12 protein-coding genes are annotated in these 13,002 nt (G+C 66.6%); 6 read left to right on the top strand and 6 right to left on the bottom strand.

Annotated elements, in window-relative coordinates:
• Positions 1 to 217 precede the first annotated feature (217 nt).
• From B6S44_RS29475 to B6S44_RS24470, 3 genes are all read right to left on the bottom strand, one after another.
• Positions 218 to 388, bottom strand: a complete 171-nt coding sequence (locus B6S44_RS29475; RefSeq protein WP_164985947.1) for a hypothetical protein — start codon at positions 386 to 388, stop codon at positions 218 to 220.
• 13 nt (positions 389 to 401) lie between these two features.
• Positions 402 to 605 (bottom strand): cold-shock protein, encoded by a 204-nt coding sequence (locus B6S44_RS24475; protein ID WP_057190882.1) that lies wholly within the window; start codon positions 603 to 605, stop codon positions 402 to 404.
• 350 nt (positions 606 to 955) lie between these two features.
• The gene (locus B6S44_RS24470) at positions 956 to 3,157 is read right to left on the bottom strand and encodes a glycoside hydrolase family 3 N-terminal domain-containing protein (RefSeq protein WP_129159480.1); all 2,202 of its coding nucleotides are present in this window, start codon (positions 3,155 to 3,157) and stop codon (positions 956 to 958) included.
• Between the two features lie 429 nt (positions 3,158 to 3,586).
• On the opposite strand from B6S44_RS24470, the gene B6S44_RS24465 reads away from it, so the two are divergent.
• Positions 3,587 to 4,732: an alpha-hydroxy acid oxidase gene (locus tag B6S44_RS24465; protein WP_164985946.1), complete on the top strand. Its 1,146-nt coding sequence runs from the start codon at positions 3,587 to 3,589 to the stop codon at positions 4,730 to 4,732.
• Positions 4,733 to 4,760: 28 nt separating this feature from the next.
• Here the strand turns inward: B6S44_RS24465 and B6S44_RS24460 are convergent, their stop codons facing one another.
• Entirely contained in the window at positions 4,761 to 5,774 is a 1,014-nt protein-coding gene (locus B6S44_RS24460) for a DUF2891 domain-containing protein (RefSeq protein WP_129159478.1), read from the bottom strand.
• Positions 5,771 to 6,694 (bottom strand): hypothetical protein, encoded by a 924-nt coding sequence (locus B6S44_RS24455; RefSeq protein ID WP_129159477.1) that lies wholly within the window; start codon positions 6,692 to 6,694, stop codon positions 5,771 to 5,773. Before B6S44_RS24455 ends, B6S44_RS24460 begins: the two co-directional genes overlap by 4 nt.
• 90 nt (positions 6,695 to 6,784) lie before the next feature.
• Between B6S44_RS24455 and B6S44_RS24450 the strand changes: the two genes are divergently transcribed.
• The 4 genes from B6S44_RS24450 (at position 6,785) to B6S44_RS24435 (ending at position 10,272) form a co-directional block, all read left to right on the top strand.
• Positions 6,785 to 7,690, top strand: coding sequence for a LysR family transcriptional regulator (locus tag B6S44_RS24450; protein WP_129159476.1), 906 nt, complete (start codon positions 6,785 to 6,787; stop codon positions 7,688 to 7,690).
• Between the two features lie 88 nt (positions 7,691 to 7,778).
• Complete coding sequence (locus B6S44_RS24445; RefSeq protein WP_129159475.1) at positions 7,779 to 8,348, top strand: TetR/AcrR family transcriptional regulator; 570 nt, start codon at positions 7,779 to 7,781, stop codon at positions 8,346 to 8,348.
• A gap of 83 nt (positions 8,349 to 8,431) precedes the next feature.
• A complete protein-coding gene (locus tag B6S44_RS24440; RefSeq protein WP_129159474.1) occupies positions 8,432 to 9,313 on the top strand; it encodes an SDR family NAD(P)-dependent oxidoreductase in 882 nt (293 codons plus the stop codon).
• Complete coding sequence (locus B6S44_RS24435; RefSeq protein WP_248309740.1) at positions 9,310 to 10,272, top strand: SDR family oxidoreductase; 963 nt, start codon at positions 9,310 to 9,312, stop codon at positions 10,270 to 10,272. Before B6S44_RS24440 ends, B6S44_RS24435 begins: the two co-directional genes overlap by 4 nt.
• A 68-nt stretch (positions 10,273 to 10,340) precedes the next feature.
• Here B6S44_RS24435 and ettA read toward each other — a convergent pair whose 3' ends face one another.
• On the bottom strand, positions 10,341 to 11,993 hold the full coding sequence (gene ettA, locus B6S44_RS24430; RefSeq protein WP_129159472.1) for an energy-dependent translational throttle protein EttA: 1,653 nt from the start codon (positions 11,991 to 11,993) through the stop codon (positions 10,341 to 10,343).
• A 193-nt stretch (positions 11,994 to 12,186) separates the two neighbouring features.
• On the opposite strand from ettA, the gene B6S44_RS24425 reads away from it, so the two are divergent.
• Complete coding sequence (locus B6S44_RS24425; protein WP_129159471.1) at positions 12,187 to 12,990, top strand: MBL fold metallo-hydrolase; 804 nt, start codon at positions 12,187 to 12,189, stop codon at positions 12,988 to 12,990.
• Positions 12,991 to 13,002: the final 12 nt, after the last annotated feature.

The raw sequence follows: 13,002 nt of genomic DNA, 5'->3' as shown, positions 1-13,002 counted from the left end.
ATCGGGCGAACACGATGAAGCCGTCGCGGCTGCCAGATCTCGTCTTCTGCTGACGATCACCAAGCGGGACGCCCCCCATCCCCATACCCTTCCCCACAAGGGGGAAGGGAAGAGCCTCAGCGATCAACCTTTCGCGGAAGAAGCCGGAAAAGAGGGGTTTCCCCGCGCGTGTCTCTTCCATGGGCCAAGCCTGCAAACGACGCGCGAACGCCGCGCATCAGGTCGCCAGGACACCGAATATGTCGAGATCAAGAGCCGCAGCAGTGCGCCCTGTCACGAACGCGTGGCCGCCGTGCCGGTCAGGGCCGGTTGTCAATGTGGCAACGAGCCTGCCGGCTTTGGGCGCAGTCTTCACCGCCGCAGGCGCAGCCTTCGTCACCTCGATCATGCCCGCAGCTGCGTCAGAGCAGCTTCAGGTCACCAGCAGCGGTCTTGCCGCGCTCGGTTTTCAGGTCGAAGGAGAGCTTCTGTCCCTCGGTCAGGGACATCAGGCCCGCTTCCTTGACGGCCGTGATGTGCACAAACACATCCTTGCCGCCATCAGCAGGTTGAATGAAGCCGTAGCCCTTCTCGGTATTGAACCATTTGACGGTTCCGGTCGCCATCGCCGCATCCCTTGGAGCATCCGTGGTCGCAACGGAGCCCCTCGGCATCGACGTCGAAAAGGCCCCGCGCAGCAAGGATTGACCGAAAATGCAAGCTTGTCGAGATGAAAGCGACGGCAGTTTCCGTTACGTCCGCCACAGCCGCAACCAATCGGTTCGCAGCAACCTGTTCAACAACACCGGTCCTCACCTCATGATCACGACAGTTTTACCGATCGATTTGTAGTACAAGCCGATCGATACGGGCACTAGAGCGTTTTCGAGCGAAGTGGATACCGGTTCGCGTGAAGAAAATGCGATAAAATAAGGATCTGGAGCCTTTCTGCGATTAGGAGAAACGCGGAAAGGCTCTAGCGCTGAGTCAGCTCGAACTGCGTCTTCGCTGCAGCCAGCGAGGAACCACCGAGATAAACTTCGATCGTGCCGGGATCGAGCTGGTAGCGGCCGGCATCATCATGGCCGCCGAGCGCCTTGCCCTCCAGCTTGAACTTGACTGTCTTCGTTTCGCCGGCCTTGAGCGCGATCTTGTCGAAGCCCTTGAGCAGGCGCAGTGGCCGCGAGCGCTCCGCCACCGGCTGGCGGATATAAAGCTGTACCACCTCCTGGCCGTCGCGATCCCCCTGATTGGTCACGTCGACGGCGACCTCGGTCGCGCCATTGAACGGCACCCGGCCGTTCGTCACACGCGGATTGGCGTAGGCGAAGCGGCTATAGGACAGGCCGAAACCGAACGGGTAGAGCGCCTCGTTGGCTTCGTCCATGTAGATCGATTCATAGCGCTGGCGGATCTTCTGCGGCCGGCCGGTCGGCAGCTGGTCGTAATAGATCGGGATCTGCCCGACCGAGCGCGGGAAGCTCATCGGCGTGCGCCCCGCCGGGTTGACCTTGCCGGCCAGCACCTCGGCGATCGCCGCGCGCCCCTCGGTGCCGCCATGGAAGGTCTGGACGATCGCCGCGACGTTCTTGTCGGCCCAGGTGAGGACCAGCGGCCGCGCCGTCGCCAGCACCAGCACCACCGGCTTGCCGGTCGCGACCAGCGCCTCGAGCAGTTCCTGTTGCACGCCGGGCAGACCAAGATCGGTGCGCGAGGCGCCCTCGCCCATGAACTCGCAATCCTCGCCGAGCATGGCGACGACGAGGTCGGCGGCGGCGGCGGCCTTCAGCGCCGCGTCCTTGTCCTTGAACTCGGTGCCGCAGTTCTTGGCGAAAGCAGGCTCGTAAGCGACCGTGACGTCGGCTGGCAGCTGCTCGCGCAGCGCTTCCGGAAGCGGCTGGACGACGCGGCGCCCAAGACCCGCCGGATCGGTCCAGACGCGCTCGTCCTCCGGCACCGCCATGGCGCCGATCACCGCGACCGACTTGACGGCGGGCGCGATCGGCAGCGTCTGCTTGTCGTTCCTGAGCAGGATCACGCCCTCGCGCGCCGCCTGGCGCGCGACCTTGCGAGCCTCTTCGGTCTGCATCAGGGAGGGCGCCGCGGCGACGTCGACATCCGGCTGCTCGAACAGGCCGAGATGGTATTTGACCCGCAGGACGCGCCGGACGGCTTCGTCGAGCGCCTTCACCGGCACGCGGCCCGCCTTCACCTCGTTGGCGAGGTGCTTGTGGTAGACGTCGCCCATCATGTCCATGTCGATGCCGGCGAGCAGCGCCTTGCGCGCGGCTTCGGCGTCATCCTTGGCGATCCCGTGCAAACGCAGTTCGGTGATCGAGCCGAAATCCGAGGTGACGAAGCCGCGAAAGCCCCATTGCCCGCGCAGGAGATCGGTCAGCATGCCGCGATGGGCCGTGGCCGGCATGCCGTTCAGCGCATTGAACGCCGCCATCGCCGTCATCGCGCCGGCATCAAAGGCGGCCTTGAACGGCGGCAGGAAGAGGTCGTGCAGCTGGCTCGTCGGGATCCAGGTCGAGTTGTAGTCGCGCCCGCCCTCGGCGGCGCCATAGCCGACGAAATGCTTCACGCTCGCCGCGACCCCGCCACGCTGGTAGCCGCGGGTGCGCGCCACCGCGATGATGCCGGCGAGATAGGCGTCCTCGCCCGCGCCCTCCAGCACACGGCCCCAGCGCGGATCGCGCGAGATGTCGACCATCGGCGCGAAGGTCCAGTTGACGCCGGCGGCACGCGCCTCGCGTCCGGTCCAATAGGCCGCCTGTTCGATCAGCTCCGGATTCCAGCTCGAAGCCTGGCCGAGCGGCAGCGGAAAATAGGTCGAGAAGCCGTGGACGGCATCGAGCCCGATGATCAGCGGGATCTTGAGGCGCGACTGGCGCACCGCCTCCTGCACCTGCCGGACCTCCTGCGGCACGACAAAGTTCATCACCGCGCCCATGCGGCCGGCCTTGACCTGATTGACGTCGAAACCCTCGCCGCGCCCGGAGAGGTGGAGCTGGCCGACCTTCTCCTCCAGCGTCATTTTGCCGATGAGCGCATTGATCTTGCGCTCGATCTCGGTGGCCTCGCGGCCTTGCTTCCAGCCGACGCCCTGCTGCTGCGCATGAGCAAAGGTCGCAAGGCCGCAGAACAGGAATGCAGCGACGAGCCGCAGAAGCATGAGAGATGTCTCGCTGAACGGACGGAAGGAATGAGCGGCCCCTACAGGATCGGGCCGCCGGGCTCAACCGCCCCATCGCCGCAGCGCGATGAACACGAGCTGAAGCGAGGCCGTGATGCCAGGACAATCGCTCGAAGATGCGCACCACTCGCTAGGGAGCCGCGACCTGTTCTCTCCCCCCTTGTGGGGGAGAGCTAGAGAGGGGGGTAAGCCACCCTCGACCTGCGCCCAGCTTGGCGCAGCAAGGACTGCGGGTGCGATACCCCCCTCCCAACCCTCCCCCACAAGGGGGGAGGGCTCCCGCGGCCTACAGGCGAGAATGATGCTGCGGTTCAAACGATCGCCCTCGGGCGCATGGCCGCCCCCGGTTGCCTCCCACCTCGTTCCATGCGACCGAGCGACACGGAGAAAACGCGGGATTTGGCGACCATGGCCCAGCTTTTGACCATCGAGGACCTGCGTCTGCTGGCAAAACGCCGCGTCCCGCGCATGTTCTACGACTACGCCGATTCCGGCGCCTGGACCGAGAGCACCTACCGCGCCAACGAGGCCGATTTCGCCGGAATCAAGCTGCGCCAGCGCGTTGCCGTCGACATGACCAACCGCGCGCTCGCCTCGACCATGATCGGCGAGCAGGTCTCGATGCCGGTGGCGCTCGCGCCGATCGGCATCGCCGGCATGCAGCACGCCGATGGCGAGATCCTCGCCGCAAAGGCCGCCGCCCGGGCCGGCGTGCCCTTCACGCTCTCGACCATGAGCGTCTGCTCGATCGAGGACGTCGCCGGGAACACCGACAAGCCGTTCTGGTTCCAGCTCTATGTGATGCGCGACCGGGCCTTCATCGAGCGTCTGATCGACCGCGCCAAGGCGGCCGGCTGCTCGGCGCTGATGCTGACGCTCGATTTGCAGATCCTCGGCCAGCGCCACAAGGACATCCGCAACGGCCTCTCCGCGCCGCCGAAGCCGACGCTCGCCAATCTGATCAACCTCGCTTTGAAGCCGCGCTGGTGCCTGGGCATGCTCGGCACCAAGCGGCGCAGTTTCGGCAACATTGTCGGCCACGCCAGCGGCGTCGGCGACATGAGCTCCCTCTCGGCCTGGACGGCCGAGCAGTTCGACCCGACGCTGAGCTGGGACGACGTCAAGTGGATCAAGGACCGCTGGGGCGGCAAGCTGATCCTGAAGGGCATCCTCGACGCCGAGGATGCCGAGCTCGCGGCGCAGAGCGGCGCCGACGCGCTGATCGTCTCCAACCATGGCGGACGCCAGCTCGACGGCGCGGTCTCCTCGATCGCGGCCCTGCCCGGCATCGTCGAGCAGGTCGGTGGGCGCATGGAGGTCTGGATGGATGGCGGCATCCGCTCCGGCCAGGACGTGCTGAAGGCGGTGGCGCTCGGCGCCCGCGGCGTGCTGATCGGCCGCCCCTTCCTCTATGGGTTAGGGGCCATGGGCGAAGAGGGCGTCAAGCTCGCGCTCGAGATCATCCGCAAGGAGATGGACATCACCATGGCCCTCTGCGGCAAGCGCGACATCCAGGATGTCGACGGCAACATCCTGGTGAAGGGCAAGGCCTGAGGCCCCGCCATTCTCGGAGCCCTTGCGCTCAGGGCTCCTCTTCCAGAGCGAGAACGGCGAAGCTGGCGAGCCAGTGCTCGCCCATATAGTCGCCGGCGATATGCGGAATTCCCGCGGCGAGATGCTCTGCCGCAGCCGTCTTCGCGACCTCGCGGCGAGCATCGCCCTCCGGCAGCGCGCCCGCCAGCGCCCGCCAGCACCAGGCGCGGCTGAGGTTCAGCCCGTCGAGATGCGCGATCTTGCCGTCGCTGCGGTCGGAGACGGTCGCGGGCCGGAACAGCGTCGCCGGCTCCCGGCGCGCGAGTCTCGGCAGGAAACGGTCGAACCAGGACAGGAACGCATCGGCTGCGAGCAGGCGGCGCATGCATTCGGCCTCGATCAGGGCCGAGGACTGGAAATCGTCGCCGCTCGGCTCACCCCAGGCCGGGCAATCGGTATCGTCGCCATACCAGCGCAGGGCCGTGTCGCGCAGCAATGTCGCGAAGTCGCCATCCGCTGTCACGGTCGCATAATCCGCCGCCATCCGCAGGCCGAAAGCGGTGTTGAAATGCGTCCCGACCCGCACCGGATAGGTCGCGAGCGGCAGGAAGTCGCGGAAGCGCTGTGCGAAGACCTCGGCCAGCGGTGCGCAGTTCTGCGACCAGCTTTTGTCGTCGAGCAGACTCAGTTCCGCCGCCAGCTTCAAGAGCCAGCCCCAGCCATAGGGGCGCTTGAAGCCGCGCGCGGTCGGAGCGGCGAGATAGGCGCATTCGACCGCGACCTTCTCCGGCGTGAGCTGCGCGTCGAACAGCGCGCGGATATCGGCAGCCGCCTCAAAGCCGGGGTAGCGCCGCAATAGCCGCGCCAGCATCCAGTAGCTGTGCACGCAGGAGTGCCAGTCATAGCTGCCATAGAAGATCGGGTGCAGCTCGCGCGGGGTCAGCGCGTCCTGCGGTCCCGCCAGCGTATGATCCGGCTTGTTGGGGTATTCGCGCCCGACATGCCCGAGCGCGATGCGGGCGAAACGGAGCGCGAGCTCTTCCGTCAAACGGGCGGCGGTCATGATGGCTTCCTTGCTCTGGCGTAGCTGATGATCATGTCGATCAGGCGCGGGGTGAGATAGATCGGCAACTGCGTCGCCGCGAAGAACAGCGCCATGCGTGGCGAGGCCGCGGCGCCGAGCGCCGACCAGACCAGCCCGACATTACGGTTGCCGAGGATGAGGCCGACGGTCAGTCGCTCGGCGAGCGCGCCGGGCAACAGGAAGGCGCCGGCACCCTGCAGGCCGATATTGCAGGCAAAGGCGAGCACGAGGCAGAGCAGCGCGCTTTGCCAATCCGCCTCGATCTGCGCGCGCACGCCCGCCATGGTGGCGACGACGAAGACGAGCAGCGCTGCGACCACGATCCTGTCGACTGCTTCGCCATGACTGTGCAGTTGCGATCCCGCAAAGCGCCGCAGCAGCAAGGCGACGCCCTCGGCGCCGCCGACCAGCAAAGCCAGGCGCAAGGCGAGGTCGACGGCGTTGAGTCCGATCCCGCCGAACCAGTCGGCCAGGAGCGGCACGGTGATCGGCGCGAGCGCCATGCACAGCAGCGTCACGGCAAGCGGAACCGTACCGTCGAGCCCAAGCATCCGCGCCACTGCCGCCGTGCCGCTCGATGGCGGAGCGGCGGTCGCCAGCACGAGGGCGAGCGCGAGCTCGGCGCCGAGGCCGAGACGATGGGCGATCAGGCCGATCAGGACCGGGCACGCGACCATGACGATGACGGGAAGCAGCAGCGAGAGCGCGGGCCGGCCGAGCACAGCGATGACAGCCTTTCCGTCGGTCCGCAGCAGCGTGCCGAGCACGATGATGAAGATCATGACCGGCATCGACGGCCGGACCAGTTCGGCCAGCGCCGGAAAGGCCAGGCCGACGAGGACGCCGAGCGCCAGGATCGTCGGCCCGCGCGGCACGAGGCGCGACAGGGATGCTCGCATGCGCCTCGTCCGGTCGTTTCAAGCACGCCTCTTTCAGCAGCTCGCATGCCATTGTGGAAATCGATTTTTACTATCGGTACTATTGTCCAGATGAATTTGGCTGCCGTCGATCTCAACCTCCTCGTCGCCTTCGAAGCGCTGCTGGAGGAGCGCAACGTCACCCGTGCCGGCCGGCGCATCGGCTTGGCGCAGCCTTCCATGAGCAGCGCGCTGACGCGCCTGCGCGCCCTGTTCGGCGACGAGCTCTTCATCCGCACGGCCGCGGGGATGCAGCCGACCGCTAGGGCCCTGGTGCTGGCCCGGCCGATCGGCGAGGCGCTCACCCGGATCAGGGAGACGCTCGCGCCGGATGCGGGTTTCGAGCCGGCGACGGCGCGCCGCCGCATGACCATCGCCGTGACCGACTATGGCGACCTCGTCGTCGTGCCGGCGCTGGTCGCCCTGCTGCGGCAGGAGGCGCCCGGCATCGACCTCATCGTCAGGCCGATCGGCGATGCCGCAGCCAGCCTCGCCGCCCTCGAACGCGGCGATGTCGATGCGCTGATCGGCGGCCATCTGCCGCACTCCGCACGCATCGTCAGGCACAGGCTGTTCGAGGAGGATTTCGTCTGCATTCGCGACAAGGCGTACGCCGCACCGCTCACGCCCGACGACTATCTCCGGCTGCCGCATGCGTTGTTCTCCGCCGCCGGCGGCGACGGCTCGCCCGGCGTCGTCGACGCCATCCTCGCCATGGAGGGCCGCAGGCGCCGGGTCGCGGTCACGCTCGCCCATGTCGTGGCCGTGCCCTTCGCCGTGGCCAGCACCGATCTCGTCGCGACCATGGCAAGGCGCATCGCCGGGCGCTTTGCTGCGATCGCGGGCGTCGCGCTCATTCCCCTGCCCTATGACGCCCCGCCCTTCGCGATCGACCTGCTGCATAGCCGCCGCGCCACAAGCGACCCGGCCCTGTCCTGGTTCCTGGCGACGATCGAGCGGGTCGGACGCTCGCTCTGAAAAAATCGAACGTCGGCGGCCTTGACTCCGCTGGCTGTCGCATCCAGATAAATGAGCAATCACTCACTCATTCCGGTTCGAACAGATCGTGGCCCGTCCCCTCAGCGAAGCGAAGCGCGAAGCGATCCTGGCCGCCGCCTGCAAGCTTGTGGCGGAGCTCGGGACTGGCGCGCCGACCGCGAAGATCGCCAGGGAGGCCGGCCTCGCCGAAGGCACGCTCTTCACCTATTTCGCCAACAAGGACGAGTTGCTCAACCAGCTCTACCTCGAGCTGAAGACCGACTTCGCCAAGCTCACCGTGCCCTCCTACCCGGCCAATGGCAGCGTGCGCGACCGTTTCGAGCACTTCTGGAACGGCTTCATCGACTGGGGCGCGAAGTTCCCCGCCAAGCGCAAGGCCCTGCGGCAGCTCGCCGTCTCCGACCGGATAACCCCGGAAACCCGCGGCAAGGCCGCCACGGCTTTCGCCGAGATCAGCGCCATGTTCGAGCAGGGCCACCGGGACGGCGTGCTCAAGAATCAGCCGCAGAGCTTCATCGGCGCGGTTCTGGATGCCATGGGCACCATGACGCTCGACCTGATCGCGCAGGAGCCGACCCGGCACGAGCACTACAGAAAGACCGGTTTCGCCGTCTTCTGGGACGGCATTTCCGCCTGACATTTACCGAGGACGGACCGCTTGGGCCCATCTGACTGATTTAAATGAGCAAGTACTCACTCACAATGTCGAGAGGACATCTCATGACCAAGACCTGGCTGATCACCGGCGCCTCCCGCGGCCTGGGCCGCGCCATCGCCGAGGCGGCACTCTCCGCCGGCGACAATGTCGTCGCGACCGCGCGCGATCCCGGCCGCCTCGCCGATCTCGAGGCCCGATACCCCGACACGCTGCTCTCCTTCACGCTCGATGTCACCGATATGGCGGCCGCGAACGCGGCCGTGGCCTTCACGCTCGACACCTTCGGCCGGCTCGACGTGCTCGTGAACAATGCCGGCTACGGCCACGCCGTCGCCTTCGAACAGACCAGCGACGAGAGCTTCCGCGCCCAGATCGAGACCAATTTCTACGGCGTCGTGAACCTCACCCGCGCCGCGCTGCCGGTGCTGCGGGCCCAGCGCGCCGGCCAGATCTTCAACATCTCCTCGGTCGGCGGGCGCACCGGCACGCCGGGCCTCAGCGCCTATCAATCGGCGAAATGGGCGGTCGGCGGCTTTACCGAGGTCATCGCCAAGGAGGTCGCCCCGCTCGGCATCAGCATCGTCTCGGTCGAACCCGGCGGCATGCGCACCGGCTGGGGTGAGATCGCCCGCGGCAATGCGCCAGCCGTGATGCCGGACTACCAGCCCAGCGTCGGCGCCGTGCTCGATCTGCTGAAGGCCTATGTCGGCAACGAGATCGGCGATCCCGAACGGATCGCCCAGATCATCCTCGACCTCAGCCGGCGCGAGACCCTGCCGGCCCATCTCGTCCTCGGCAGCGACGCGCTCTTCGTCCTCGCCCAGGCCGAGGCCGAGCGGCAGAAGCAGGCGGCTGAATGGGCGGATGTCAGCCGCTCCTCGGATTTCGCCGGCACCGACCTCGCGGCCCTGCAGAAGCTGCTCGGCGGGGAGGCCCGGCCGTGAGCTGGACCGCGAAAGATATTCCGTCCCAGCAAGGCCGGCGCGTCGTCATCACCGGCGCGACCGGCGGCCTCGGCTACGAGACCGCCCTGGCGCTCGCGGCAGCCGGCGCCAGAGTGCTGCTGACCGGACGCAATCCCGCCAAGGGCACGGACGCGCTGACGCGCATCCGCGCCGCCGTGCCGGACGCCACGATCTCTTATGACGACCTCGATCTTGCCGATCTCGGCGCGGTCGAAGCCTTCACCAACAGGCTCGCCGACAGCTGGGACGCGATCGACCTCCTCATCAACAATGCCGGGGTGATGACGCCGCCGACCCGGCACGAGACCCGCGACGGCTTCGAACTGCAGTTCGGCACCAACTATCTCGGCCATTTCGCGCTGACTGCACGGCTGCTGCCGTTGCTGCGCAAGGGCGACCGGAGCCGCGTCGTCAATCTCAGCAGCGGCGCGCACCGGCTGCTGGCCGCGATCCATTTCGACGATCTGCAATGGCGAAACAGCTACAAGCCCTGGCGCGCCTATGCCCAGTCCAAGCTCGCCATGATCCTGTTCGCCTTCGAATTGCAGCGGAAGAGCGACGCCCTCGGCTGGGGCCTGATGAGCAACGCCGCCCACCCCGGCTACGCCATCACCGACCTGCAGACGAGCGGTCCGCGGCTCGGGCGCGGCGGCAAACCCGGCATAGCGGAACGCTTCTCGGCGCTGCTCGCGCCGTTCATGTCGCAATCGGCCGCGGCAGGCGCGCTGCCCACCCTGTTCGCCGCGACCGCGCCCGATGCGAAGCCGGCCGGCTATTACGGGCCGCAGAACATGTTCGAGCTGAAAGGTCCGGTCGGCGAGGCGAGGATCGGTAATGAAGCACAGGACACCGCCGTCGCCGCCCGCCTCTGGCGCGTCTCGGAAGAACTCACCGGCGTGAGCTGGCCGGCCGCCACAGACTTGGCGAGCGTTGCATAAAGCGAGGCAAGAAAAAGCCCGCGCGCCGTTTCCGGAGCGCGGGCCCTTTTGAATCCTAAACCAACCGCTCAGCGCGTGAACTTCTTGTACTGGATGCGCTTCGGGATGGTGGAATCGATGCCGAGCCGGCGCTGCTTGTCTTCCTCGTAGTCCTGGAAGTTGCCCTCGAACCATTCGACATGGCTGTCGCCCTCGAAGGCGAGGATGTGGGTCGCGATGCGGTCGAGGAACCAGCGATCGTGGCTGATGATCACGGCGCAGCCGGCATAATCCTCCAGCGCCTCTTCGAGCGCGCGCAGCGTATCGACGTCGAGGTCGTTGGTCGGCTCGTCGAGCAGAAGGACGTTGGCGCCTGATTTCAGCATCTTGGCGAGGTGGACGCGGTTGCGCTCACCGCCCGAGAGCGAACCGACCTTCTTCTGCTGGTCGCCGCCCTTGAAGTTGAAGGCCGAGCAATAAGCCCTTGAATTGATTTCTTTCTTGCCGAGATAGATGATGTCGTTGCCGCCCGAGATCTCCTCCCAGACATTCTTCTTGTCGTCGAGCGAGTCGCGGCTCTGGTCGACATAGCCGAGCTGGACGCTCTCGCCGATCTTGATCGTGCCGGCATCGGGCTTCTCGACGCCGGTGATCATCTTGAACAGCGTCGTCTTGCCGGCGCCGTTGGGGCCGATCACGCCGACGATGCCGCCCGGCGGCAGCTTGAAGCTGAGCCCGTCGATCAAAAGCTTGTCCTGGAAGCCCTTCGACAGCTCCTCGAAATCGACGACGTTGTTGCCGAGCCGCTCGGCGATCGGAATGACGATCTGGGCGGTGTCCGGCCCCTTGTTCGAGGCCTTCTGCACCAACTCGTCATAGCGCTGGATGCGCGCCTTGCTCTTGGCCTGGCGCGCCTTGGGCGAGGCCGAGACCCATTCCTGCTCGCGTTCCAGGGTCTTCTGGCGCGAGACGTCCTCGCGGCCTTCCTGGGCGAGGCGCTTCTGCTTCTGCACCGACCAGGCCGAGTAGTTGCCCTCATAGGGGATGCCCTGGCCGCGATCGAGCTCGAGGATCCAGCTGGTGACGTTGTCGAGGAAGTAGCGATCGTGGGTGACGATCAGGATCGCGCCCGGATAGGTCCTGAGATGCCCTTCGAGCCAGGCCGTGGTCTCGGCGTCCAAATGGTTGGTCGGCTCGTCGAGCAGCAAGAGCTCAGGCTGTTCCAGCAGGAGCTTGCAGAGCGCGACGCGGCGGCGCTCGCCGCCCGAGAGCTTGCCGACCTCCCAGTCGTCCGGCGGGCAGCGCAGCGCATCCATCGCCTGGTCGACCTTGGAATCGAGATCCCACAGGCCCTTGGCCTCGATCTCGTCCTGGAGATTGGTCATCTCGTCGGCGGTCTCGTCCGAATAGTTCATGGCGAGCTCGTTGTAGCGGTCGAGGATCGCCTTCTGCGGCGCGACGCCGAGCATGATGTTGTCGCGGACGTTCAGGCTCTCGTCGAGCTTGGGCTCCTGCGGCAGGTAGCCAACGCGCGCGCCCTCGGCGACCCAGGCCTCGCCGGTCCACTCCTTATCGAAGCCGGCCATGATCTTGAGCAGGGTCGACTTGCCGGCGCCGTTGACGCCGAGCACGCCGATCTTGGCGTCCGGGTAGAAGGAGAGATGGATGTCCTTCAGGATCTGCTTGCCGCCCGGATAGGTCTTCGACAGGCCGCGCATATGATAGATGAACTGACGAGACATGGGGCGTGCGGGCTCCGCTTGCGGCTGGCGTTCGGGCTATGGGGAAATCTGGCGCGTATGTAGCGAGGCGGATGCCGAGCCGCAACCTTCAGAACCGACCGACGCTCACAACTCCGCCAGCCCTGCATATCCGGTCTTTCATGGGCAGGCTTTTTGCCTCAGCCTGCGGCAGACGAATGGGCGGAGTGGAACGATGCGCTTTCTGTCCCGAGCCGCGATGGGGCTGGCACTGCTGCTGGCGCCCGCATTCGCGCCATCAGTCCTCGCCCAGGCGAACGAGCCCGGCTGCCGGCCGGAAATGGCGAGCTACCGTCTGCCGATCCAGCGCGTGAACCTCGCGAAGGACGAGGTGCGGCTGACCTTCATCGGCCACGCCACCTTCCTGATCGAGACGCCGGGCGGGGTGAAGGTCGCGACCGACTACAACGACTATGTCCGCCCGCCGGTGACGCCGGACATCGCGACGATGAACAAGGCGCATTCGACGCATTATTCGCGCGCGCCCGATCCCGCCATCAAGCAGGTGCTGCCGGGCTGGGACCCATCCGGCAAGGGCCCCGCCGCCCATGACCTCACGTTCGGAGACATGCGCGTGCGCAATGTCCCGACCAATATCCGCACCTATTCCGGCGGCACCGATTTCGACGGCAACTCGATGTTCGTCTTCGAGGTCGGCGAGCTCTGCATCGCCCATCTCGGCCATCTCCATCACCCGCTCGAACCCGGCCATCTGCGCGCGCTCGGGCGGGTCGACATCGTGCTCTTCCCGGTCGACGGCAGCTACACGCTCGACCAGGAAGGCATGCTGGAGGTGCTGAAATCCCTGCAGGCCAGGGTGATGATCCCCATGCACTTCTTCGGCGGCGGCACGCTCAACCGCTTCCTCAGCCGCTCTCAAGATCTTTGGCCGGTCGAGCGGCGCGACCGGCCGGAGATCGTGCTGTCAAAGGCCGCACTGCCGGCCAAGCCGACGATCATCGTGCTGCCCGGGCATTGAGCGCCGTAGCGC

Source organism: Allobosea sp. Tri-44 (genome assembly GCF_004123845.1).
GTDB lineage: Bacteria > Pseudomonadota > Alphaproteobacteria > Rhizobiales > Beijerinckiaceae > Allobosea.
Note: the sequence above shows the minus strand (reverse complement) of the source record. Positions and strands in the feature narration are given on the sequence as shown.

Bases quoted from the DNA above. Each gene is read 5' to 3' on its own strand.
- B6S44_RS29475 (WP_164985947.1), bottom strand. From the start codon at position 388: ATGATCGAGGTGACGAAGGCTGCGCCTGCGGCGGTGAAGACTGCGCCC.
- B6S44_RS24475 (WP_057190882.1), bottom strand. From the start codon at position 605: ATGGCGACCGGAACCGTCAAATGGTTCAATACCGAGAAGGGCTACGGC.
- B6S44_RS24470 (WP_129159480.1), bottom strand. From the start codon at position 3,157: ATGCTTCTGCGGCTCGTCGCTGCATTCCTGTTCTGCGGCCTTGCGACC.
- B6S44_RS24465 (WP_164985946.1), top strand. From the start codon at position 3,587: ATGGCCCAGCTTTTGACCATCGAGGACCTGCGTCTGCTGGCAAAACGC.
- B6S44_RS24460 (WP_129159478.1), bottom strand. From the start codon at position 5,774: ATGACCGCCGCCCGTTTGACGGAAGAGCTCGCGCTCCGTTTCGCCCGC.
- B6S44_RS24455 (WP_129159477.1), bottom strand. From the start codon at position 6,694: ATGCGAGCATCCCTGTCGCGCCTCGTGCCGCGCGGGCCGACGATCCTG.
- B6S44_RS24450 (WP_129159476.1), top strand. From the start codon at position 6,785: ATGAATTTGGCTGCCGTCGATCTCAACCTCCTCGTCGCCTTCGAAGCG.
- B6S44_RS24440 (WP_129159474.1), top strand. From the start codon at position 8,432: ATGACCAAGACCTGGCTGATCACCGGCGCCTCCCGCGGCCTGGGCCGC.
- ettA (WP_129159472.1), bottom strand. From the start codon at position 11,993: ATGTCTCGTCAGTTCATCTATCATATGCGCGGCCTGTCGAAGACCTAT.
- B6S44_RS24425 (WP_129159471.1), top strand. From the start codon at position 12,187: ATGCGCTTTCTGTCCCGAGCCGCGATGGGGCTGGCACTGCTGCTGGCG.